This is a genomic window from Amycolatopsis sp. FBCC-B4732, assembly GCF_023008405.1.
Taxonomy (GTDB): domain Bacteria; phylum Actinomycetota; class Actinomycetes; order Mycobacteriales; family Pseudonocardiaceae; genus Amycolatopsis; species Amycolatopsis pretoriensis_A.
Genome location: NZ_CP095376.1, coordinates 2,477,412 through 2,501,401 on the forward strand (window position 1 = coordinate 2,477,412; position 23,990 = coordinate 2,501,401).

Below are 23,990 nucleotides of genomic sequence, written 5' to 3' on the forward strand. Positions count from 1 at the left end.
GCGCAGCGGGCTCGACGGGCGGGTCTCGGCCGGGCTGCCGCGCGGCCGAACCCGGAACCGCTCGAGATCCGGCGGCCCGCGGCTCAGGCGCCCTGGTGGTCCGCCATGTACCGCGCGTACCAGGCCGGCCATTGCTCGTCGTACTCCCCGGTCTCCTTCTCGTGCTCGCCGTGCGCCGCGGCGGCTTCGCGCAGGGCGCGCTCGAGTTCCTCGGCGGAGCCGTACGTCACGCCGTCGACCCGGCCCGGGAAGCGGTCGGTGATCTCCTGCAGCAGCCACGTGTTGCCGTCGGGGTCGCTGAACGAGGCGAACGACGAGTACGTGCCGCGGTCGGGGTGGATGCCCGGGGCGAAGGCGCCGGTGGCGTCGCGGTGGAAGACCTCGCTGACCGCGACCCCGTGCCCGGCGAGCTCGGCGCGGGCGGCTTCGACGTCGGTGACCACCAGGTAGGTGTTGCGCACGCCGCCGGAGGTGGCGTCGGTGATGCCGGTGCCGAAGTGCACCGACGTGCTCGATCCCGGCGGGGTCAGCTGGACGATCCGGGAGGCGCCGAAGTCGATGTCGGCGTCTTCGCGCCAGCCGAGGCTCCGGTAGAACTGCTTGGTCCGGTCGACGTCGGTGACGGGCAGGACCACGACTTCGAGCTTCATGTCCATGAGCGGAACTCCTTCGGGGGTGACGGCCGGTTCGCCGCGGCCCCCAGTGTCGTCCCGCGCGGGGCCGTTCGCCCCCGGTACCTCAGCCTCCGCGGGGGTTGTCGGCGTAGTTCACCGTGATGTTCTTGAAGCCGAGCGACTGCAGCAGGCCGGTCAGCATCGCCTTCGTGTTCCGCTCCGCGTCGGCGATCAGCGTGCTCTTCGCGGCCGCGGCCTGGATCTGCTTCTGGGCGAGCTCGTAGAGCGCCTGCTGCGAGTTCGGGTTGCCGCTGAGGAACTCGTTGACGCGGGTGAACAGGCCCTGCTGCTGCGCGTAGACGTGCGACTCGTGCACGTCCAGCGTCGCCGGCTCCAGCTGGGCGTGCGCCAGGGTGACCGTGGCGGAGAGGCGGTCGTCGGAGACCTGGACCGCATCGCCCTTCAGCCCGGAGAAGTCCACGTAGGCGTTGTCCGTGCCGACGCCGATGAACATCGTGTCGCTGCCCACGAGGAAACTGGGCAGCACCGAGCTGGTCGTGATGTCGACGACCACCTGGAACGACCCGCTGGCGGCCTCGTAGCGCGAGAGCTCGACGATCGACTGCAGCAGCACCGGACCGGAGTGCTCTTCGGTCTGCGTCGCGAACGGATTGCGCAATTGGGGTAACAGGTGCACCGCCGATCCGACGAGCGCCGCGACGGCGAGAACCACGATAGCGACGGCGATTCCGACGAGCCGCTTGCCCCATGCACCCATGCCGGAGGATTACCCAAGCGAGCGCTTGACGAACCGGTTCCGGGGGTACGTTGTGGTCGTGCGCAAGTTGTGGCTGTGGGTCCTGGCGATCGCCCTCGTCATCGTGCTCCTCGGCTTGATCTTCGGGGGCTACCGGAAGGGCACGAAGCTCGGCGAGCCCGCCGGACCGGTGGTGGTGCAGGTACGTTGAGGCGATGACCGACGGGGTCTCGAACGAGGTCGGCACCGCGTACGGGCCCGTCGTGCAGGCGCGAGACATCCACGGTGACGTCCACCTCCACCCGTCCCCGCCGGCGCCGCCCTTGGTCGAGCGGCCTATTTCCGGGTGGTCCGCGCGGGAGCTCGGCGTGCACGAAGCCATCACGCTGGATCCCGCGGCCTCTGCCGATCCGCCGTACTACGTCGTCCGGCCGCACGATGGCGAGATTCGCGGGCTGCTGAGGGATGCGGCCGGGTCGAGTTCGATGGTCGTGCTCGCCGGGGGTTCGGCGGCCGGGAAGACGCGCGCCGCCTACGAAGCCGTGCGGGCCGTGGCGCAGCTGGGGGAGTGGCCCGTCGTGCGGCCGAGCGGGCCGCGGCAGCTGGTGGACCTGCTGGCTCGCGGTCTTCCGCCGCGGCGGGTGGTGTGGCTGCCCGATCTGCAGCGGCGGTTCTTCGACCTGCCGCACGGGCCCGCGGTCGCGGAAGGGCTCGCTGACGTCCTGGGCGGGCCGGGGCCGGTGCTGGTGGTCGGCGACGTCTGGACCGGGCACTGGGCTGCTTTGTCCACTGTGGACTCACCGGCGGTGCGGGCGTTGCTCGATCTGCCGCAGGTGCGGATGGTGCGGATCGCGGACAGCTTCGCCGGTGCGCAAGCGGAACTGACCCGGTGCGCCAGGCTCGACCCGCGGCTGGCGCTGGCCGTGCGCACCGCCGGGGCGGCGGTCACCCAGGTGCTTTCCGGCGGACCGCAGCTGCTCCGCCACTACGTCGACGGCCTGCACGGCCCGCGGACGCACGCGGTCGTCACCGTGGCGATGGACGCGCGGCGGCTGGGTCACGAGAGTGCGATCAGCGCGGACGTCCTGCGCGCGGCCGCGGCGGACTACCTCGACGAGCGGGACCGCGTCGTCACCGGCGACTGGTTCGCCGACGCGCTGGCGGGCGCGACCCGGCAGCACCACGGCATCGCCGCCCTGACCCCCACGCGGAGCGCCCCGGGACTGGGACCGCCGGACGGCTACGTCCTGCACGACTTCCTGGACCACCACGCCCGCGACGCCCGGGAGGGTGAGCGGCCGCCGGCCGGTCTGTGGAACGCGCTGGCCGAGCACGTCACCGCGGCCGACGACCGCTCGCGGCTGGCCACCGCGGCCCTGCAGCGGGGGCTGTACCGGCTGGCCGCGCGGTACGCCGTGCCCGCGGCCGAGGCCGGGGACGTGCCCGCGATGCGGCTGCTCGCCTTCCTCCTGGAGTTGCGCGGTGCCACGGCGGAGGCGCACGCGTGGACGCAGCGCACCGGCGATCTGGACCGCACCCCGCTGCCTCTCGACCTGCTGCTGAACGGCGGCGGCGAACCTGAGGTCGAGCCGGATCCGCACGACGCCGTGTGGCAGCTGTTCCGGCTGCGCGAGGACGAGGGCCGCGACGACGAAGCCCTCGCCTTGCTGCGGCGGCTCGCCGAGACCCAGCCGCTCGCGGTGTCCATGCTGTCGGTCCGGCTGCGTTGCCGCGGCCTCGACCACGAAGCCGAAACGCTCCTTCGCGCCCACGCGGAGGCCGGCGATCCCGCGGCGATGTGGTACCTCGGGGAAATGCTCCGGGAAAGAAAAGAGATCGACGAGGCGGCCGGCTGGTTCCGGCGCAGTGCCGAACTCAGCCTGCTCGCGGTGCCGTTGCTGGCGGACGCACTGGCTGACCTGGGCCGGCTCGAAGAGGCCGAGGAGCCGTTGCTGATCCAGACGAGCAAGGGTCACCGGCCGGCGGCCAAGCACCTGGCAGCCTTGGTGGAGCGCCTCGGCCGCCCCGCGGAGGCCGAGGCGCGCTTGCGCGTGAAACTCGAAGAGGGCGGGGGCCAGGGGATGGTCCGGCCGGCCGAGCCGCACTGGATGAAACTGCTGACCGGCCTCCTGGACCGGGCCGGCCGCACGGACGAGGCGGAGCAGGTGCGCCGGTACGGGATCGAACCCGGCGGCAACACAGCGGCCGAGTGGGAACTTCCAATGCGTCCCTAGCCCGCGGCCGGCTCGTGCTCCGGGCAGTCGGTGCGCAGGGCGGTCCGGGGGATCGGGGTGCGCAGCAGGTGGCAGTGGTGGGGTACCGCGGGGTCGGGGTGCTCGTCCCGGCCGAAGAACCGGCACGTCGTGCACGTCCGCATCGCGCCCAGCACGCCGGAGCGCTGCAGGCCGCCGATGACGTCGAGCACCGTCTGCAGGGTGGCGGCGCGCTCCGCCACCGGGACGCCGGCCAGCGCCGTCGTCAGCGGATCGTCCCAAGTGGACAGTGCGCGGGCGATCGCGTCGCCCGCCCCGGTCAGTGACAGCACCCGGCGGCGGCCGTCGCTGGTGGGGGCGCGGCTGACCAGCCCTTTGCGCTCCAGCGCGGCGATCGCGTCGACCATGGTCGGGGTGGTGACGTCGGACTCCTTGGCCAGCGCCGCCACCTCGCGCCGGCCTTGCGGCTGCCGGGCCAGCGCGAGGACCGCCTGCTGCTGCAGCGGCGACAGCCCGTGCCCGCGCGCGGTCCGCTGGGCCAGCGAACGCAGGCCGTTGCCCAGCCGTTCGAGGGCGTCAGCCAGCCTGCGGTCGAGGTCGGCGGTGCCGTCGAGACCCGTCATGCGGTTCCCCTTCGGGTAGGAGTCCTAGCGATATCGTACCCGCGGCCCGGCCGGCACCTGCCGTGCAGGTCAGCCGTTTCCGGCGGGGCCGAGGGGGTTGCTCCGAGTGCGTTTGGTGAACGGCGGGAGGCGCGAAAACGGCCGGTGACCCTCCGAATTCCTAGCGCAATTTCGTTACGGTCCAATCGGGTGATCTGCTCCCTGTCCTGTTTCCCGGGCCGTGGGAACACCCCGAATTATGTGAAATAAAGACGGTAGCGGGGTGCACGATACGGTGCACGTGCGTCCGGCCGTGCTGGTTGACTCACCGGTAATTGACGCCGGGAAGATCGAGAATCGCGTTTCCGCAGTTGACGGGCCTGCGTGACCACCTCGATCCCGGGCCGCAAAAGTACCGCGAGATCCGTTGTTTGACCCCTTGTTGGGCCGGGTAACAGGCTTCAGCGGCCCCGGAACGGCTGACTGAACCAGCCGGCGGGGTGGTACGGCGATTGGCCGCTGCCCGCCGTTGTTCGACGTGTCCGCAAGTGCCGGAAACCGTCGGGTAAATGGCTGCTCAACTCGTGGAATGCTGTCGTTGTGGTTGCTACGTTGGGTAGCTCCGAACCGGCCCGATCGCAGGTTGGGATCCCACGATTGGCGGTACTGACGATCACCGGCAAACAGGCAGCGTATTAATTCCAGCGGTTCCGCGAGATGCGCTGGCGGGGATTGCGCGGGACGGCTGTGGTCTTGGTCATTCATTGTGGGCGAGCTTTTCTTGTGATATCGGAGGGTCGGGTCATGCAATCCGTGCGAGACGGTCGAAACGCCTCGGACAGACGACGGGTGACGGCGCAACAGCTGCACGCGGTGCTGGGGCGCGCCGCTCGACGGCACCGGGTGCCGGGGGCGCAGCTCGCGGTGCTGCGGGACGGCGAGCGGGTGGTGGTCCAGACCGGTGTCGAGGACCAGGACCGGGGCACGCCGATGACCGAAGACTCCGCGGTGCCGACCGGTTCGGTCACCAAGGTGGCCACGGCCACGGTGGTGATGGCCCTCGTGGCGGACGACGACCTCGAGCTGGATCAGCCCGTCGCCGACGTCCTCGGCGTGGCCGGCCTGTCCGGCGCGCTCACCCCGCGCCGGCTGCTCAGCCACACCAGCGGGCTCCCGTCCGACCCCGCCGACCCCACCGCGGGCTGCCTGAGAGAGGTGCGCGAGGCGGTCCCCGTCTGCCCGCCGGGCAGCGCCTTCTCCTACTCGAACCTCGGGTACGCGCTGGTCGGGGCCGTGATCGAAGCCGTGACCGGGATGACCTGGCGGGAGGCCGTCGAGGCGATCGTGCTGCGGCCGTCGAAGATCGAGCCGGTCTACGCCGGGAGCGCGCGCGGCGTCTCCGGCCACGGGCGGGCCGCCGGTCCGGCCGGGGCGCGGCCGGTCGAGCAGGTGCTGCCGCCGATGCTGGAGCCCGCCGGGGCGCTGGCGTTCAGCGCGCGTGACCTGGTCGAACTCGGCCGGATCCACCTGGGCAAGCCGGGGCTGCTCGACGTCGTGACCGCGGCCGACATGCACCGGCTCGTCCCGGAGGCCGACCCGTTCGGGCTCGCCGACGGCTGGGGCCTGGGCATCGCCCACTTCGGCACAGGCGACGACGTCTGGCTGGGCCACGACGGCACCGCCGACGGCACGTCCTGCCACCTGCGCATCGACCAGGCGGGCGCGTGCGTGGTCGCCTTCACCGCGAACGGCGCGGCCGGCACGGACATGTGGCACGAGGTCGCCGGCGACCTGCGTGAGCTGGGCTTCGACCTGCCCGAACAGCGCTTCGGCAAGCCCGGCGCGCGACCCGTGCCGGTCCCGGACGGCGACTTCGGCACCTACCGCAACGGTGCCATCGACTACACCGTCCGCGCCGACGGCGCGGGTGCCGCGCTCGTCGTCGACGGCGAGGTCTACCCCGGCCTCGTCCTGCACGACGACGGCAGCTTCACCGTCCGCGACCCCGCGACCGGCCGCGCCACCCCGTGCGGCCGCTTCCGCGGCGCGCCCGGCGCTTCGACCGCGGTCGAAATCGGTGGCCGCCTCGCGCGGCGCTGCTGACCGGAACTCCCCCTCCCCGGGCCCGCCGTGCCGGCGGGCTCCTCAGCCTGCGCCCGGAAGGTACGACCGACGATGACCGTGCAAGACACCCCGGCGAGAACCGGGGTCCTGACCGAGCTGTTCGCCGCCCGGGTCCGCGAAACCCCCGGCGCCGTCGCGGTGGACGGTGCCGATCGGCTCACCTACGCCGAGCTGGCCGAGCGCGCCGAGCGGCTCGCCGCCCACCTGCTCCGGCTGGGACTGTCCCCGGAGGACCGGGTCGGGTTGCTGCTGCGGCGCTCGGCCGAGCTCGTCGTCGCCGAGCTGGCGGTCGTGCTGGCCGGTGGCGCCTACGTGCCGCTCGACCTGCGGGCCCCCGACGACCGGCTCCGGCTGGTGCTCGCCACGGCCGGGGTTTCGGTGCTGGTGACCGACGAACCCGAGCGCGCCGCCCGCGTCCACGGTGGACCCGTGATCGTCGCCGGGCAGGAACTCCCGGAGCGGGACCGCGCGCTGCCCGATGTGGACGGTGACCGGCTGGCCTACCTCATGCACACCTCGGGCTCGACCGGCGCGCCGAAGGGCGTGGCGGTCCGGCACCGGGACGTGGCGGCGCTCGCCGCGGACCGCCGGTTCGCCGGCGACGCGCACCGCCGGGTGCTGCTGCACTCGCCGGCCGCGTTCGACGCGACGACGTACGAGCTGTGGGTACCGCTGCTGAGCGGCGGCACGGTGGTCGTCGCCCCGCCCGGCGACCTGGACGTGGAGACCCTGCGCGGCCTTATCGAGCGGCACGCCGTCACGGCGCTCTGGCTGACGGCCGGGCTCTTCCGGGTCGTGGCGCAGGAAGCGCCGGACTGCTTCCGCGGCGTGCGGGAGGTCTGGACCGGCGGGGACGTCGTCCCGGCCGCGGCCGTGCGGCGGGTGCTGGGCGCCTGCCCCGGCCTCACCGTCGTCGACGGGTACGGCCCCACCGAAACCACGACTTTCGCGACCAGCCACCGGATGCCGTCGGCGGACCGGGTGCCCGACGCGGTCCCCATCGGCCGCCCGCTCGACGACGTCGGCGTGCGGGTGCTGGACGCCGCGCTGAACCCGGTCCCGCCGGGCGAACCCGGTGAGCTGCACCTGGCCGGGGCCGGGCTGGCCCGCGGCTACTGGGCGCGGCCCGGTGCGACCGCGGACCGGTTCGTGGCCGACCCGGCCGGGGCGCCCGGCGAGCGGATGTACCGCACCGGCGACCTGGTGCGCCACAACGCCGAGGGCGAGCTCGAATTCCTCGGCCGTGCCGACGACCAGGTCAAGGTCCGCGGCTTCCGCGTCGAACTCGGTGAGATCGAGACGGTGCTCGCCGCCGCGCCCGGTGTCGCCGAGGCCGTCGTCGTGGCCCGGGAGGACCGGCCCGGCGCCAAGCGGCTGGTCGGCTACGTCGTCGCGGCTCCCGGTGCCGTGCTCGGCGACCTGGGGGACGTCGTCGGCGCGGCGCTGCCGGACTACATGGTGCCGTCGGTCTTCGTCCTCCTCGACGCGCTTCCTCTGAGCGGCAACGGGAAGGTCGACCGCCGGGCGCTGCCCGCGCCGCCCGCGGACCCGGGCGAGCGGGGCGCCGAGCCGCGGACCGAGGCCGAACGCGAGGTGGCCCGCGTGCTGGCCGACGTGCTGGGCGTACCCGGCCTCGGCGCCGACGACGACTTCTTCGCCATCGGTGGCGACTCGATCCTCGCCGTGCAGGCGTTGTCGCGGTTGCGCCGCACGTTCGGCGTAAGGCTTTCGGCCCGGGCGGTGTTCGACGCGCCGAGCGTCGCCGGGCTGGCCCGGCTGATCGAGGACGCGCCGCGCGCCGACGAGGCCGCGATCCCGGTCACCCCGCCCGCCGAGGTGCTCCCGCTGTCCCCGGCCCAGCGGCGCCTGTGGTTCCTCGACGAGCTCGTCGGCAGCAGCGCCGAGTACAACACCGCCGTCGGGCTCACGCTGTCCGGCCCGCTCGACGTCGACGCCCTGCGCGGGGCACTCGCCGCGTTGTGCGCCCGCCACGAGTCGCTGCGCACGACGTTCGACGCGGTGGACGGCGAGGGCGTGCAGCGGATCGCCCCGGCCGGCGAGATCCCGTTGCGCCTGGCCGGAGCCCCGGCGGACGACGACGTCCTCGCGGCCGAGCTGGGCACCCCGTTCGACCTGCGCACCGGGCCGCTGACCCGGGCCGTGCTCTACCCGCAGGGACCGGGCGAGCACCTGCTCGTGCTGTGCCAGCACCACATCGTGACCGACGGCCGGTCGATCGGCATCCTGACCGGCGAACTCCTCGACTTGTACGCCGGAGCCACCCTGCCGCCGCTCCCGCTGGGCTACGGCGACTACACGCGCTGGCAACAGCAGTCCGAAGTGGACAGCCAGGCCGCGTACTGGCGCGAACGGCTCGACGGCCTCGAGCCGCTCGGCGTGCCGACCGACCGCCCGCGCCCCGCACAGCGCGACACCGCGGGCGCCGTCCACCACCACGACCTGCCCGCCGGTCTCGTGCACCGCCTCACCGAAGCCGGCCGCCCGCTCGGGGCGACGCCGTTCATGACGCTGACCGCGGCCGTGCAGCTGCTCCTGGCGGCCTACGGCGGGCAGCGCGACATCGCCGTCGGCACCGCCGTGGCCGGGCGCGACCGGCCCGAACTCGAAGCGCTGACCGGGTTCTTCGTCAACACCCTCGTGCTGCGGTCCGCTGTGGACGGTGACCGGCCGTTCACGGACTTCCTCGCCGCGTTCCGGGAGACCGTGCTGGAGGCGTTCGCGCACGGCGACGTCCCCTTCGACCGCGTGGTCGAGGAGGTCCAGCCCGACCGCGACCCGTCCCGCACCCCGCTGGTGCAGGCCGTGGTCGTGCTGCAGACGCCCCTGGTCCGGCCGCGCGAGGTGGCCGGGCTGCGGGTGCGCGAGCACGACCTGCCGCGCCCGTCCGCCCGGTTCGACCTGGTGATCGAGTTCTGGCCGCGCGAGGACGGCCTGCGGGTCACCGTGGAGTACGCCACCGCGCTCTTCGACGCGGCCACGATCGCCCGGCTGACCGCGAGCCTCGAAGTACTCCTCGAAGGCATCGCCGCCGACCCCGCCCGCGCGGTCGGCGCGCTCCCGCTGCTCACCGCGGACGACCGCCGGTTCCTGCTCCCGGCCGCGGTGGGCGACCGGCCGGGGGACACCGTCACGGACGTCTTCGACCGCGTCGCGGCGAGCCGGCCCGAAGCGCCGGCCGTGCGCTGCGGCGACATCCGCTGGGACTACGGCGAACTGCGTGCCCGGGCCGACCGGCTCGCCGGGCGCCTGGCCCGGCTCGGCGTCCGCCCCGAGGACCGCGTCGGCGTGCTGATGGACCGCTCGGCCGACCTGGTCGTCGCCCTGCTGGCGATCCTCAAGGCCGGCGGCGCCTACCTCCCGCTGGACCTGCGCGCCCCGGAAGACCGGCTGCGGCTGCTGCTCGACGGGACCGATCTCCTGCTCACCGACGAGCGGTGGCACGGCACCGCGACGACCGTCCACGACGGACCGACGCTGATCGTGTCCGATGTGGACGAGCCGGCGACCGCTCCCGAGATCGCGATCGACCCCGAGAACCTGGCCTACGTCGAGTACACCTCCGGGTCGACCGGCCTGCCCAAGGGGGTCGCGGTCCGGCACGCCGACGTCGTGGCGCTGGCCGCCGACCCGCGGTTCGCCGGTGGCGCCCACGAGCGCGTGCTGGTGCACTCGCCGCTGGCGTTCGACGCGTCCACCTACGAACTCTGGGTGCCGCTGCTGACCGGCGGCACCGTCGTCGTCGCCCCGCCGGGTGACCTCGACGCCGACGTCGTCCGGACGCTCACCGCGGCCCACGGCGTCACCGCGATGTGGCTCACGGCGGGGCTGTTCCGGCTGTTCGCCGAGGACGCCCCGGACTGCTTCACCGGGCTGCGGGAGGTCTGGACCGGCGGGGACGTCGTCCCGCCCGACGCCGTGCGCCGCGTCCTGGCCGCCTGCCCCGGCCTGGCCGTCGTCGACGGGTACGGCCCGACCGAGACCACGACGTTCGCGACGTCCTTCCGGATGACCGGCGCGGTACCCGAAACCGTGCCGATCGGCACTCCGCTGGACGGCATGCGCGGGTACCTGCTGGACGAGCACCTGCGCCCGGTGCCGCGCGGCGCGCTCGGCGAGCTCTGCATCGCCGGGCCCGGCCTCGCCCGCGGGTACGCCGGCCGGCCGGGCGCGACCGCCGACCGGTTCGTCGCCTGCCCGTTCGGGAGCCCCGGCGAGCGGATGTACCGCACCGGCGACCGCGCCCGGTGGCGCACCGACGGGACCCTCGAATTCGCCGGCCGCGCCGACGACCAGGTCAAGATCCGCGGCTTCCGGGTCGAACCGGCCGAGGTGGAACGCGCGCTGGCCGCCGAACCCGCGGTGGCGCAGGCCGTCGTCGTGGTGCGGGTCACCGGCGGCCGCAAGCGGCTGGTCGGCTACGTCGTGCCGGCCGAAGAGACCACAGTGGACACCGAGGTGCTGCGCGGTGCGCTGGGACGCACGCTGCCGGACTACCTGGTGCCCTCGGCCATCGTCGTGCTGACCGCATTGCCCTTGAGCGCCAATGGCAAGGTCGATCGGCGGGCGCTGCCGGAACCGGCGTTCGAGGCCGGTGGCCGCGCGCCCCGCACCGAGCGGGAGGCCGTGCTCGCCGGGATCTGGGCGGAGGTGCTCGGCGTCGACCGCGTCGGCGTCGACGACAACTTCTTCGCACTCGGCGGCGACTCGATCCTCAGCATCCAGGTCAGCGCCCGCGCCCGGCGGGCCGGGCTCGCGGTGACCACCGCCGACCTGTTCCGGCACCAGACGATCGCGGCACTGGCCGCGGTGGTCACCGAGGCCGGGGCGGCCCCGGTGCGCGGGCCGGTGTCCGGCGCCGTCGTCCCGACCCCGATCCAGCGCTGGTTCTTCGAGACCGCGCTGGTGCCGGAGCGGTTCGACCAGGCGATCGCGGTCGAGCTGACCGAGGACGTCGACGTGGTGGCGCTCACGGCGGCGATGGCCGCGCTGGCGGAGCACCACGACGCCCTGCGGACCCGGTTCACCCGGGACGACGGCACGTGGCGGCTGCACAACGCCGGCGCCGGCGAGGGGCGTTCGCTGCTGCGCTGGTCGCTGTCGGGCCGCGTGCTGCACCTGGCCGCCCACCACCTCGTCGTCGACGGGGTCTCGTGGCGGATCCTCCTTGAGGACCTCGAAACCGCTTACCGCGGCGAGGACCTCGGGCCGCGCACCACGTCGGTCCAGGAGTGGGCCGCCCGCCTGGCCGCGCACGCCGACGCCGGCGGCTTCGACGACGAACTCGGCCACTGGCGGGCCGTACCGGCCGTCGCCCCGCTCCCGGTCGACGGCACCGGGCCCGACAGCGTGGCCCAGGAGCGCGCGGTCACCGTCCGGCTGTCGGCCGAGGAGACGCGGGCCTTGCTGCGGCAGGTCCCGGACGTCTACCGCACGCAGGTCAACGACGTCCTGCTGACCGCGCTGGGCCGGGTCCTGCGGGACTGGACCGGCGAGGTGCCGGTGATCGACCTCGAAGGCCACGGCCGCGAAGAGCTGTTCGACGGCGTCGACCTGTCGCGGACGGTCGGCTGGTTCACCAGCATGTTCCCGGTCGCCCTCGACGTCCCCGAGGACTGGGGCGAGGCGCTGAAGTCGGTGAAGGAGCAGCTGCGCGCGGTTCCCCGGCGGGGGATCGGCTACGGCGCGCTGCGGTACCTCACCGGTAGCGCCCCGGCCGTCGACCCGCAGGTGAGCTTCAACTACCTCGGCCGGTTCGACCTCCCCGGCGACTTCTACGCTGGCCCGCCCGGTGACGTCTCGCTGGACGCCGACCTCGCCGACCGCCGCCCGCACCTGCTCGACGTGGTCGGCCAGGCCGACGGCGACACCCTCGGGTTCACCTGGCACTACGCGGAAAACGTGCACGACGAGGCCACCGTCGCGCGGCTCGCCGAGAGCTTCCTCGACGCCTTGCGCGCGATCATCCGGCACTGCGCCGAGCCGGGCGCGGGCGGCCGCACGCCGTCGGACTTCCCGCTCGCCGGGCTCGACCAGGCCGGGGTGGACGCGCTGGGCGACGGCGTCGAGGACGCCTACCCGCTGACCCCGATGCAGGCCGGGATGGTCTTCCACGGCCTGGCCCGCCGCGGCGACCGCAACTACTTCGAACAGATCTCCTTCACCCTCGACGACGTGTCCGACCCACGGCGGCTCGGCGAAGCGTGGCAGCGGGTCGTCGACCGGACGCCGGTGCTGCGCAGCCGGATCGTCTGGGAGGGCGTACCTCAGCCACTGCAGATCGTCCAGCGGAGCGCGGAAGTCCCGGTGTCCTACCCGGACTGGTCCACAGTGGACGCGGACGCGGAGCTGCGGCGGCTGCTGGCCGGCGACCTCGCCGACGGGCTCGACCTGACGCGGGCCCCGCTCATGCGGCTGGTCATCGCGAAGGACTCGGCCACGTCGGTGCGGGTCGTGTGGACCTTCCACCACGTGCTGCTCGACGGCTGGAGCGTCTTCGGCGTCCTGTCCGACGTCCTCGCGGTGCTGCGCGGTGCGGAGCCGCCCGCGCGACGGCCGTTCCGCGACTACGCCACCTGGCTCGCCGCGCAGGACGACGAGCGCGCCGAAGCGCACTGGCGCGCCGAACTCGCCGGCGTGGCGCCGACGCCCCTGCCGGGCGGCCGGACCGCCACCCGCGCGCACACGGCCAGCTCGACCGGCCGTGTCCCGGTCGAGCTCGACGACGAGGCTTCGGCCGCGGTCCAGGCGTTCGCGCGGCGGCACCACCTGACGGTCAACACCGTCGTGCAGGGTGCCTGGGCGGCGCTGCTGGCTCGCTACAGCGGCGAGGCCGAGGTGTGCTTCGGCGCCACGGTGTCCGGCCGCCCGGCCGAACTGCCCGGCGCGGACGACATCGCCGGCCTGTTCATCAACACGCTGCCGGTGCGGGTGCGCCTCGACCGCGACCGCGGGGTCGCGGACTGGCTGCGTGACCTGCAGGCGAATCAGGCCGAGGCGCGCCGGTTCGGCCACCTCGGGCTGACCCGGTTGCAGGCCCTCGGCGAAAGCTCCGGGCAGAGCCTCTTCGACAGCATCGTCGTCTTCGAGAACTACCCCGCCGCCGAGGTGCCCGGGCTGCGGGACGTGCGGGCGGCCGAGCGCACCAACTACCCGCTCGGCGTCGTCGCCTACCCGGGCCGCCGGCTGTCGCTGGTGCTGAACCACGACCCGGACCTGATCGGCCCCGCGCTCGCCGGGCGGCTGGCGCACCACCTCGCCGCGCTGGTCCGCGGGTTCGCCGCCGCCCCGCACGAGCCGGTGACCCGGATCCCGATGCTGTCGGCCGCCGAGACCCGGGAGCTGCTGGAAGACCGCAACGCGACGGCGTGCCCGATCCCGGAAGACACGCTGCCCGAGCTGTTCGCCGCCGCCGTCCGGCGGGACCCCGGCGCGGTCGCGCTGGTCACCGACGACGAGTCCGTCACCTACGCCGAGCTGGACGCGCGGTCGAACCGCCTGGCCCATCGGCTGCTCGAGCTCGGCGTCCGGCCGGAAGACCGGGTCGCGGTGCTGATGGACCGCTCGCCCGCCCTCGTCGCCGCGGAGCTGGCGATCGTGAAGGCCGGCGGCGCCTACCTCCCGCTGGACCTGCGGGCCCCGGCCGAGCGGATGCGGCTGCTGCTGCGCGAGGCCGGCGCGGACGTCCTGGTGGCCGACGAGAAGTGGCTGGCCACGGCCGAAGACGTCCACAGTGGAGTGATCGTCACCGGCTCCGGCGATGCCCCGTCGAGCCCGCCGGCCGTCCCGACCCACCGCGACCAGCTCGCGTACGTCATCTACACCTCGGGCTCGACCGGGACGCCCAAGGGCGTGGCCGCGCGCCACCGCGACGTCGCCGCGCTGGCGGCCGACCGGCGCTTCGCCGCGCACGACCGCGTGCTGCTGCACTCCCAGCAGGCGTTCGACGCCGCCACCTACGAGCTGTGGGTGCCGCTGCTCAACGGCGGCACGGTCGTGCTCGCCCCGCCCGGCGACCTCGACGTGCACACGCTCGGCCGGGTGCTCACCACGCACGGCGTGACCGGCGCGTTCCTCACCACCGGCCTGTTCCGGCTGGTCGCCCAGGAGGCGCCGGAGGTCTTCGCCGGCGTCCGCGAGGTGTGGACCGGCGGGGACGCCGTGCCCGCGGTCGCCCTGCGCCGCGTCCAGGCGGCCTGCCCGGACACGCTGGTCGCCGACGTCTACGGGCCCACCGAGACCACGACGTTCGCGACCGTGCACCCGCTGCCCGGCGAGGTCCCGGACGTCGTGCCGATCGGCGCGCCGCTGGACAACACGCGCGTCTACGTCCTCGACGCCGAGCTCCGGCTCGTCCCGCCGGGCGCGCCCGGCGAGCTGCACATCGCCGGCGCCGGGCTGGCCCGCGGCTACCTCGGGCGCCCCGGCCTGAGCGCCGAGCGGTTCGTCGCGGACCCGTTCGGGCCGCCGGGGGAGCGGATGTACCGCACCGGCGACCTCGTGCGCTGGGACGACGAGGGCGCGCTCGAGTTCGTCGGCCGCGTCGACGAGCAGGTCAAGGTGCGCGGCTTCCGCGTCGAGCCGAGCGAGATCGAAGCCGCGCTGGGCGAGCACCCGGCCGTCGTGCAGGCTGCGGTGCTGGCCCGCGCGGACGGCGGCGTCAAGCGGCTGGTCGCCTACGTCGTCGGCGAGACCGAGGGCCTGGCCGAGTTCCTCGGCCGGACGCTGCCGGACTACATGGTCCCGGCCGCGTTCGTCCGCCTCGACCGCTTCCCGGTCAACGTCAACGGCAAGCTCGACCGCCAGGCCCTGCCCGCGCCGGACTTCGGCGGCCACGACCACGTCGCGCCGCGCACCGACCGGGAACGGGAGCTGACCGCGATCTGGGCCGAGGTGCTCGGCGTCGAACGCGTCGGGGTCACCGACGACTTCTTCGAGCTGGGCGGCGACTCGATCCTCAGCATCCAGGTGGTGTCCCGCGCCCGGCGCGCCGGGCTGGAACTGCTGCCCGGCGACCTGTTCACCCACCGCACCCCGGCCGCGCTCGCGGTGGCCGCCCGCGCCGCCGAGGAGGTCGCCGACCGCGGCCCGGTCAGCGGCCCGGTCCCGCTCACCCCGATCCAGCGCTGGTTCTTCGCGACCCAGACCGCCGAGCCGGCGCACTTCCACCAGTTCGTCCGCCTCGGCCCGGACCAGGTCGACGTCGCCGCGGCCCGCCAGGCCGTCGAGGCGCTGCTGGAGCACCACGACGCCCTGCGGATGCGGTTCACCGGCGAGCAGCAGGAGAACGGCCCGGTCGGCGCCGAGACCCCGTTGGTGCGCCTCGACGTTTCCGCGAGCGAAGTCCGCCTCGCCGTGCACCACCTCGTCGTCGACGGCGTTTCGTGGCGCGTGCTCGCCGAGGACTTCGACCGCGGCTACGCCCAGGCGCTGACCGGCGAGCCGATCGACCTCGGGCCGCGCACGACGTCGTTCCGCGAGTGGGCCACCCGGCTCACCGAGCACGCGGCGGCCGGCGGGTTCGACGACGAACTCGGCCACTGGCGCGGCCTGACCGGGGAGACCTCGGTCCCGGTCGACGGCGCCGGGCCGAACACCGTCGCCTCGATGCGCTCGGTCACCGTCCGGCTCTCCGCCGCGGAGACCGGAGCACTGCTGCGCGAGGTGCCCGCGGCCTACCGCACGCAGGTCAACGACGTCCTGCTGACCGCGCTCGGCCGGGTGCTGCGCGACTGGACCGGCGGGGTGCCCGTCGTCGACCTGGAAGGCCACGGCCGCGAGGACGTCTTCGACGGCGTCGACCTGTCGCGCACGGTCGGCTGGTTCACCAGCGTCTTCCCGGTCGCGCTGGACGTCCCCGACGACTGGGGCACCGCGCTCAAGTCGGTGAAGGAGCAGCTTCGCGCGGTGCCGCGCCGCGGCGTCGGCTACGGCGCCCTGCGGTACCTGAGCGGGACGGTCCCGGCGATCGACCCGCAGGTCAGCTTCAACTACCTCGGTCAGTTCGGCTCCGGCCGGCTGGAGTCCGACGAGAGCCCGCGCTCGGCACGGGCGCACCTGCTCGACGTCGTCGGCCGCGTCGAGAACGGCGAGCTGGAACTGACCTGGTACTACGCCGAAGGCGTGCACCGGGAGTCCACTGTGGAGCGGCTCGCCGCCGGGATGGCTTCGGCGCTGGGCGAAATCGTCCGGCACTGCGCGCAGCCGGGTGCCGGCGGCCGGACGCCGTCCGACTTCCCGCTGGTGCGGCTCGACCAGTCCACTGTGGACGAGCTGGTCGGGGACGGCCGCGCGGTCGAGGACGTCTACCCGCTCACCCCGATGCAGGGCGGCATGGTCTTCCACGCCCTCGCCCAGCGGCGCGAGGAGCGCGTCTACTTCCAGCAGGTCGCGTTCGTCCTCGAAGGTGTCAGCGATCCCGGTGCGCTCGCCCGGGCGTGGCAGCGGGTCGTCGACCGGACGCCGGTGCTGCGCACGCGGATCGTCTGGGAAGGCGTCCCCGAGCCGGTGCAGGTCGTGCAGCGGCAGGTCACCGTCCCGGTCACCCACCTCGACTGGCGGGGTGCCGAGCACGACCGGGCCTGGCAGGACGTCGTCGCCGCGGACCGCGCCGAAGGCCTCGAGCTCACCGCGAGCCCGCTGCAGCGGCTGACCCTCGTGCGGCTCTCCGGCACCGAAGTCCGCGTCCTGTGGACCTTCCACCACGTGCTGCTCGACGGCTGGAGCGTCTTCGGTGTGCTGTCGGACGTCTTCGCCGCCTACGCCGGTGGCGAGCTGCCCGAGCGGCCGCCGTTCCGCGACTACGTCGGCTGGCTCGCCCGCCAGGACGACGCCGAGGCGGAACGGTACTGGCGCGGCGAACTCGGCGACCTCGCCGCGCCCGCCCGGCTGCCGTTCGACCGGGCGCCGGCCCACGCCCACGCGACCCGCTCGTCGCAGTGGCTGCGGGTGCCGGTGGAAAGCTCGGCCCGGCTGCAGGACGCCGCCCGCCGCGCGGGCCTGACGATGAACACCGTCCTGCAGGGTGCGTGGGCGCTGCTGCTGTCCCGGCTGAGCGGCGAACGCGACGTCTGCTTCGGCACCACCGTGTCCGGCCGCCCGGTCGACCTGGCCGGCGCCGACGAGATCACCGGCATCTTCATCAACACCCTGCCGGTGCGGGTCACCGCCGACCGCGCGCCGGTCGCGGACTGGCTCGCAGCGCTGCAGGCCCGGCAGGTCGAGGCCCGGCGGTTCGGGCACCTGCCGCTGACGAAGCTGCAGGCGTGGAGCGGGACCACGGGGAGCCTCTTCGACAGCCTCGTCGTCTTCGAGAACTACCCGGTCGACGCGGCCGCGGGCGCGGCACAGGGGCTGCGGCTGCGCGACGTCGACGCCGCCGAGGCGACCAACTACCCGCTCAGCGTCGTCGCCTCGCCGGGGGAGCGGATCACCCTCGACGTCGGCTACGACCCGGACCTCTTCGACACCGCGACGGCCGAGCGGATCGCCCGGCAGCTCACCGGCGTCCTCGACGCCTTCGCCGAGGACCTGCGCCGCCCGCTCGACGGCATCGACCTGCTGACCGCGGCGGATCGCCACCAGGTGCTCGTCGCCTGGAACGACACCGCCCACCCGGTGCCGGACGGCACGCTGGCCGAGCTGTTCGCCGCGCAGGTGGCCCGGACCCCGGACGCCGTCGCGCTCGCCGGCGACGACGTCGAGATCAGCTACGCGGAGCTGGCCGAACGCGCCGGGCGGCTGGCCCGGCACCTGGCGTCCCTCGGCGCCGGGCCCGAAACGGTGGTCGGCGTGCTGCTGGACCGCTCGCCGGACCTGGTCGTCGCCGAACTCGCCACCGTCCTGGCCGGGGCGGCGTACCTGCCGCTCGACACCCGGGCGCCGGCCCCGCGGCTGAAAACGCTGCTGACCGGCGTGCCGATCCTCGTCACCGACGAGAACCGCTCGGCGGCCGCCACCGAAGTCCACAGTGGACACTTGGTGGTGCCCGGCGGCCCGCGCGGGGAAGCCTCGCCGCGGCAGGCCGTTCCGGAGAACCTCGCCTACGTCATGTACACCTCGGGCTCGACGGGCCGGCCGAAGGGCGTGGCCGTGCGCCAGCAGGACGTCGTGGCGCTGGCCTTCGACCGGCGGTTCGCCGCGCACGAGCGGGTGCTGCTGCACGCGTCCCCGGCGTTCGACGCCTCGACGTACGAACTCTGGGTGCCGCTGCTGTCCGGCGGCACGGTCGTCGTCGCCCCGCCGGGCGACCTCGACGTCGAGACCTACCGGCGGATCATCGCCGAGCACCGCGTGCACGGCGCGTTCTTCACCGCGGGCCTGTTCCGGCTGCTGGCCCAGGAAGCCCCGGACACCTTCCGCGGGATGCGCGAAGTCTGGGCCGGGGGCGACGCCGTCCCCGCCGCCGCGGTCCGCCGGGTGCGGGAAGCCTGCCCGGAGACCGCCGTCGTCGACGGCTACGGCCCGACCGAAACGACGACGTTCGCGACGTCGCACCCGATGCCGGGCGCGGTGCCCGAAGCCGTCCCGATCGGGAAGCCGCTGGACAACATGCGGGCCTACGTCCTCGACGCGGACCTGCGGCCGGTGCCGCCGGGCGCGCCGGGCGAGCTGCACCTGGCCGGCGCGGGCCTGGCTCGCGGGTACTTCGGCGATCCCGGCCTGACCGCCGACCGGTTCCGGCCCGACCCGTTCGGGCCGCCGGGGGAGCGGATGTACCGGACCGGCGACCTCGTCCGCTGGAACGCCCGCGGCGAACTGGAGTACACCGGCCGCGCCGACGAGCAGGTCAAGGTCCGCGGGTTCCGGATCGAACCCGGTGAGATCGAGGCCGCGCTGGCCGCGCACCCGGGCGTCGGCCAGGCCGCCGTGCTGGCCCGGGAGGACCACGGGATCAAGCGGCTCGTCGCGTACTACACCGGGGAAGCGGACGACCTCGCCGCGTTCCTCGGCCGGACGCTGCCCGACTACATGGTGCCCGCCGCGTTCGTCCGGCTCGAGCGCTTCCCGTTGACCGTCAACGGGAAGCTCGACCGGCGGGCCCTGCCCGCACCGGAGTTCGGCGCGGCCGGCGCGCGCACCGCCCTCACCACCGAAGCCGAGCGGACGCTGGCCGCGATCTGGGCCGACGTCCTCGGCACCGGCGACCTCGGCGCCGACGCGAACTTCTTCGCACTCGGCGGCGACTCGATCCTGAGCATCCAGGTCGTGTCGCGGGCTCGCCGGGCCGGGCTGACCCTGCTGCCGCACGACGTCTTCCGGCACCCGACGCTGGCCGCGCTGGCCGCGCACGCCGGCGGTGAAGCCGGACCGCGGGCCGAGCAGGGCCCGGTCACCGGCACGGCCCCGCTCACCCCGATCCAGCGCTGGTACTTCGCCACCCAGCCGGCCCGGTTCGACCAGCGCGTGGTGCTGGAGTTCGCCGAAGACGTCGACGTGCCCGCGTTGCGCCGGGCGCTCGACGCGGTCTGGGCCCACCACGACGCCCTCCGCCTGCGGTTCGAGCAGACCCCGCGCGGGCGCGTCCAGCACGGCGAACCGGTCTGGCCGGCGGGCTTGCTCACCGACGACGTCGATTTCGACGCCGGGCACGGGCCGCTGCTGGCCGCGGTGCTCGACGGGCGGCGGCTGCTGCTGGCCGTGCACCACCTCGTCGTCGACGGTGTGTCGTGGCGGATCCTCCTGGAGGACCTCGAAACCGCCTACCGCGGCGGCGAACCCGGGCCGAAGACGACGTCGTACCTCGACTGGGCCCGGCGGCTGGCCGGGCACGCCGCGGCCGGCGGCTTCGACGACGAGCTGGGCCACTGGCAGGCGCTCCCGCCGGTGCCGCCGCTGCCCATCGACGGCGACGGGCCGGCCACGATCGACGGGACCGCCGAGGTGACCGTCCGGCTCACCGGCGACGAGACGCGCGCGCTGCTGCGGGAAGTTCCCGACGTCTACCGCACGCAGGTCAACGACGTCCTGCTGGCCGCGCTGGGCCGCGTGCTGCACGACTGGACCGGCCACGCGCCGGTGATCGACCTCGAAGGCCACGGCCGCGAAGAACTGTTCGACGACGTCGATCTTTCGCGGACGGTCGGCTGGTTCACCACGATGTTCCCGATCGCCCTCGACGTCCCCGAAGACTGGGGCGAGGCGCTCAAGGCGGTGAAGGAGCAGCTGCGCGCGGTGCCGCGGCGGGGGATCGGCTACGGCGCTCTGCGGTACCTGACCGGCACCGCCCCGGACATCGACCCCCTGGTGAGCTTCAACTACCTCGGCCGTTTCGACGACACCGCGGAAGGCCCGTTCCGGACCGGGGCGCTCGACGCCGACGTCGATCCCGACGCGCCCCGGACCCACGCGCTCGACGTGGTCGGCCGGGTCACCGGCGGGACGCTGGAGCTGACCTGGTCGCACGCCACCGGCCTGCACCACCGCGAGACGGTCGAGGCGCTGGCCGGCCGGATGCTGGCCGCGTTGCGGGAGATCATCGCCCACTGCGCCGAGCCGGCCGCCGGCGGCCGCACGCCGTCCGACTTCCCGCTCGCCGCGCTCGACCAGGCAGGAGTGGACGAGCTGGCCGGCGACGGCCGGGCGGTCGAGGACGTCTACCCGCTCACCCCGATGCAGGGCGGGATGGTCTTCCACGGCCTTTCCCAGACCGAGCAAGGCATGTACGTCGAGCAGGCGACGTTCGTGCTCGACGGCGTCACCGACCCGGACCGGCTCGCCGAGGCGTGGCAGCGGGTCGTCGACCGCACCCCGGTCCTGCGCACGGCCTTCGTCTGGGCCGGCGTCGAGGAGCCGCTGCAGATCGTGCGGAACGGGGTGCGGCTGCCGGTCCGCCGGCTCGACTGGACCGGCCTCGACGCGGCCGCGGAACTGCCGCGGCTGCTCGCCGAGGACCGCGCACGGGGGCTCGACCTCGCCGTCGCGCCGCTGATGCGGGTCACGCTCGCCCGGGTGTCGGCGACGGAAGTCCAGGTGCTGTGGACGTTCCACCACGTGCTGCTCGACGGCTGGAGCGTCTTCCAGGTGCTTTCGGACGTCTGCACCGCCTACGCCGGGCAGCCGCTGCCGACCCGGCCGCCGTTCCGGGACTACCTGGCCTGGCTGGCCGGGCACGACCAGGCGGAAGCCGAACGCTTCTGGCGCGCGGCGCTCGCCGGGGTCGAAGGCCCCACGCCGATCCCGGGCGACCGGGCGTCGGGGAGTGTTCCCTGCTCCTCCGAGTGGCTGCCGGTGCACCTGGCCGAAGCCGAGACCGCGCGGCTCGACGCGTTCGTCAAACGGCACGGCCTCACCCACAACGTCGTGCTGCAGGGCGCGTGGGCGCTGCTGCTGGCGGCCTACAGCGGGCACGACGACGTCGTGTTCGGCGCGACCGCGTCCGGCCGCCCGGCCGAGATCGCGGGCGTGGACGAGATCACCGGCATCTTCATCAACACGCTGCCGGTCCGGGTCGCCGTCGACCGCGGTGCCGCGGTGGCGGGGTGGCTGGCCGCTCTGCAGGCCGCGCAGGCCGAGGCCCGCCGCCACGGCCACCTCCCGCTGGCCAAGGTCCAGGCCTGGGCCGGGCTGCCGGGCGGGGTGAACCTGTGCGAAAGCCTGGTGGTGTTCGAGAACTACCCGATCACCGCCGCCGAAGCCGGGCACGGCCTGACCGTGCGCGACCTGTCGGCGCGGGAGACGACCAACTTCCCGCTCACCGTCGTCGCTTCGCCGGGCCGCGAGCTGGCGGTCGACTTCGGGTACGACCCGGCGCTGTTCGACGCCGCCACGGCCACCCGGCTCGCCGGGCACCTGCTGACGCTGCTGCGGGAGCTGACCGCCGACGGCGACCGCCCGGTCGGCGCGGTCCGGATGCTCTCCCCGGCCGAGGACCGGCTGCTGCGCGAGTGGACGACGACCGGCGCGGAGCCGCCGTCCCGCTCGCTGCCGGAGCTGTTCGCCGAGCAGGTCCGCACCCGGCCGGACGCGGACGCGGCCGTCCTCGACGGCTTCGCGGTCAGCTACGCCGAGCTGAACCGGCGGGCGAACCGGCTGGCCAACCGGCTGGTCGGGCTCGGGCTGCGGCCGGAGGAGCCGGTCGGCCTCGCCGTCGGCCGGGCCGGCGCGGTGGTCGCCGAGCTCGCGGTAGTCAAGGCGGGCGGGGCCTACCTCCCGCTCGACACGCGCGCGCCCCTGGACCGGCAGCGGCTGCTGCTGGACGGCGTCCGGTTCGTCGTCGCGGAGGACGAGTACCCGCACGCGAACACGATCCTGCTGTCCTCCGTGGACGACGAGCCGGACACCGACCCGGTGGTCGCCGTCGACCCGGAGCAGATCGCGTACGTCATGTACACCTCCGGCTCGACCGGTACGCCGAAGGGTGTCGCGGTGCGCCACCGCGACGTCGCCGCGCTGGCCGCGGACGAGCGGTTCCGCGGCGGCGCGCACGAGCGGGTCCTGCTGCACTCGCCGCTGGCGTTCGACGCGACGACGTACGAGCTGTGGGTGCCGCTGCTGACCGGCGGCACGGTCGTCGCCGCACCCGGTGACGGCGTCGACGAAGTGGCGTTGCGGGCGCTGATCCGCGAGCACCGGCTGACCGCGATGTGGCTGACCGCCGGACTGTTCCGCGTGCTGGCGCAGGAAACCCCGGACTGCTTCGCGGGGCTGCGCGAGATCTGGACGGGCGGCGACGTCGTGCCCGCCGCCGCGGTGCGCCGGGTCCTGGCCGCCTGCCCGGGGCTGCGGGTCGTCGACGGCTACGGCCCGACCGAGACGACGACGTTCGCCACCGCGCACCCGATGGCCGACGTGGTCCCGGACCGGATCCCGATCGGCAGCCCGCTCGGCGGGATGCGCGCGTACGTGCTGGACCGCTCGCTGCGCCCGGTGCCGCCGGGCGTCCCGGGGGAGCTGTACCTCGCGGGGGCGGGCCTGGCCCGCGGCTACCGCGGCCGGCCCGGGCTGACCGCCGACCGGTTCGTCGCCGACCCGGCCGGCCCGCCCGGGGAACGCATGTACCGCACGGGGGACGTCGTCCGCTGGACGGCCGTGGGCACGCTGGAGTTCCTCGGCCGGGCCGACGACCAGGTCAAGCTGCGCGGCTTCCGCGTCGAACCCGGCGAGGTCGAGGCCGTGCTGGCCCAGCACCCGGCGGTGGCGCAGGCGGCGGTCGTCGTCCGCGAAGACCAGCCGGGCGTCAAGCAGCTCGTGGCGTACGTGGTTTCGGACGCCGACGTCCCGGTGTTGCGCGAGTTCCTGGCCGGCGTGTTGCCGGACTACCTGGTGCCGGCGGCGTTCGTCGCGCTGGAGCGCATCCCGGTGAGCGCCAACGGCAAGGTCGACCGGCGGGCACTGCCGGCACCGGCAGCCGCCGCGACCGGGTACGTCGAGCCGGCGACCGACACCGAACGTGCCCTCGCGGCGATCTGGGCCGAGGTCCTCGGCACGGACCGCGTCGGCGCCGAAGACAGCTTCTTCGCCCTCGGCGGCGATTCGCTGAAGAGCCTGCACATCGCGGCCAAGGCGAGCGCACTGTTCGCGGTCCGGGTAACCCCGGCCGACGTGCTCACCGCACGCACGGTCACCGGGCTCGCCGGCACCGTCGAGGAACTCATCCTGGGCGAGCTCGAAAGCCTCGCCTCCGACCAGGAAGCCTGAGGCGCCTATGACCGTGCGCCTCGTT

Annotated in this window: 7 protein-coding genes; 4 read left to right on the top strand and 3 right to left on the bottom strand. The window is 74.4% G+C overall.

The window, feature by feature from the left end; translation table 11 throughout:
- Positions 1 to 83: 83 nt before the first annotated feature.
- A complete protein-coding gene (locus MUY14_RS10620) occupies positions 84 to 656 on the bottom strand; it encodes a VOC family protein (RefSeq protein WP_247022786.1) in 573 nt (190 codons plus the stop codon).
- A gap of 82 nt (positions 657 to 738) precedes the next feature.
- Positions 739 to 1,392: a DUF4230 domain-containing protein gene (locus MUY14_RS10625; protein ID WP_247022787.1), complete on the bottom strand. Its 654-nt coding sequence runs from the start codon at positions 1,390 to 1,392 to the stop codon at positions 739 to 741.
- A gap of 58 nt (positions 1,393 to 1,450) precedes the next feature.
- Between MUY14_RS10625 and MUY14_RS46840 the strand changes: the two genes are divergently transcribed.
- Positions 1,451 to 1,582 (top strand): hypothetical protein, encoded by a 132-nt coding sequence (locus tag MUY14_RS46840; protein WP_281506280.1) that lies wholly within the window; start codon positions 1,451 to 1,453, stop codon positions 1,580 to 1,582.
- Between the two features lie 4 nt (positions 1,583 to 1,586).
- A complete protein-coding gene (locus MUY14_RS10630) occupies positions 1,587 to 3,605 on the top strand; it encodes a hypothetical protein (protein WP_247022788.1) in 2,019 nt (672 codons plus the stop codon).
- Here MUY14_RS10630 and MUY14_RS10635 read toward each other — a convergent pair.
- Positions 3,602 to 4,207: a MarR family winged helix-turn-helix transcriptional regulator gene (locus tag MUY14_RS10635; RefSeq protein WP_247022789.1), complete on the bottom strand. Its 606-nt coding sequence runs from the start codon at positions 4,205 to 4,207 to the stop codon at positions 3,602 to 3,604. The two genes, MUY14_RS10630 and MUY14_RS10635, sit on opposite strands and share 4 nt — an antisense overlap.
- Before the next feature lie 828 nt (positions 4,208 to 5,035).
- On the opposite strand from MUY14_RS10635, the gene MUY14_RS10640 reads away from it, so the two are divergent.
- A complete protein-coding gene (locus tag MUY14_RS10640) occupies positions 5,036 to 6,289 on the top strand; it encodes a serine hydrolase (protein ID WP_247022790.1) in 1,254 nt (417 codons plus the stop codon).
- A 72-nt stretch (positions 6,290 to 6,361) separates the two neighbouring features.
- The gene (locus MUY14_RS46845) at positions 6,362 to 23,965 is read left to right on the top strand and encodes a non-ribosomal peptide synthetase (RefSeq protein ID WP_281506281.1); all 17,604 of its coding nucleotides are present in this window, start codon (positions 6,362 to 6,364) and stop codon (positions 23,963 to 23,965) included.
- The last annotated feature ends 25 nt before the right edge of the window (positions 23,966 to 23,990 follow it).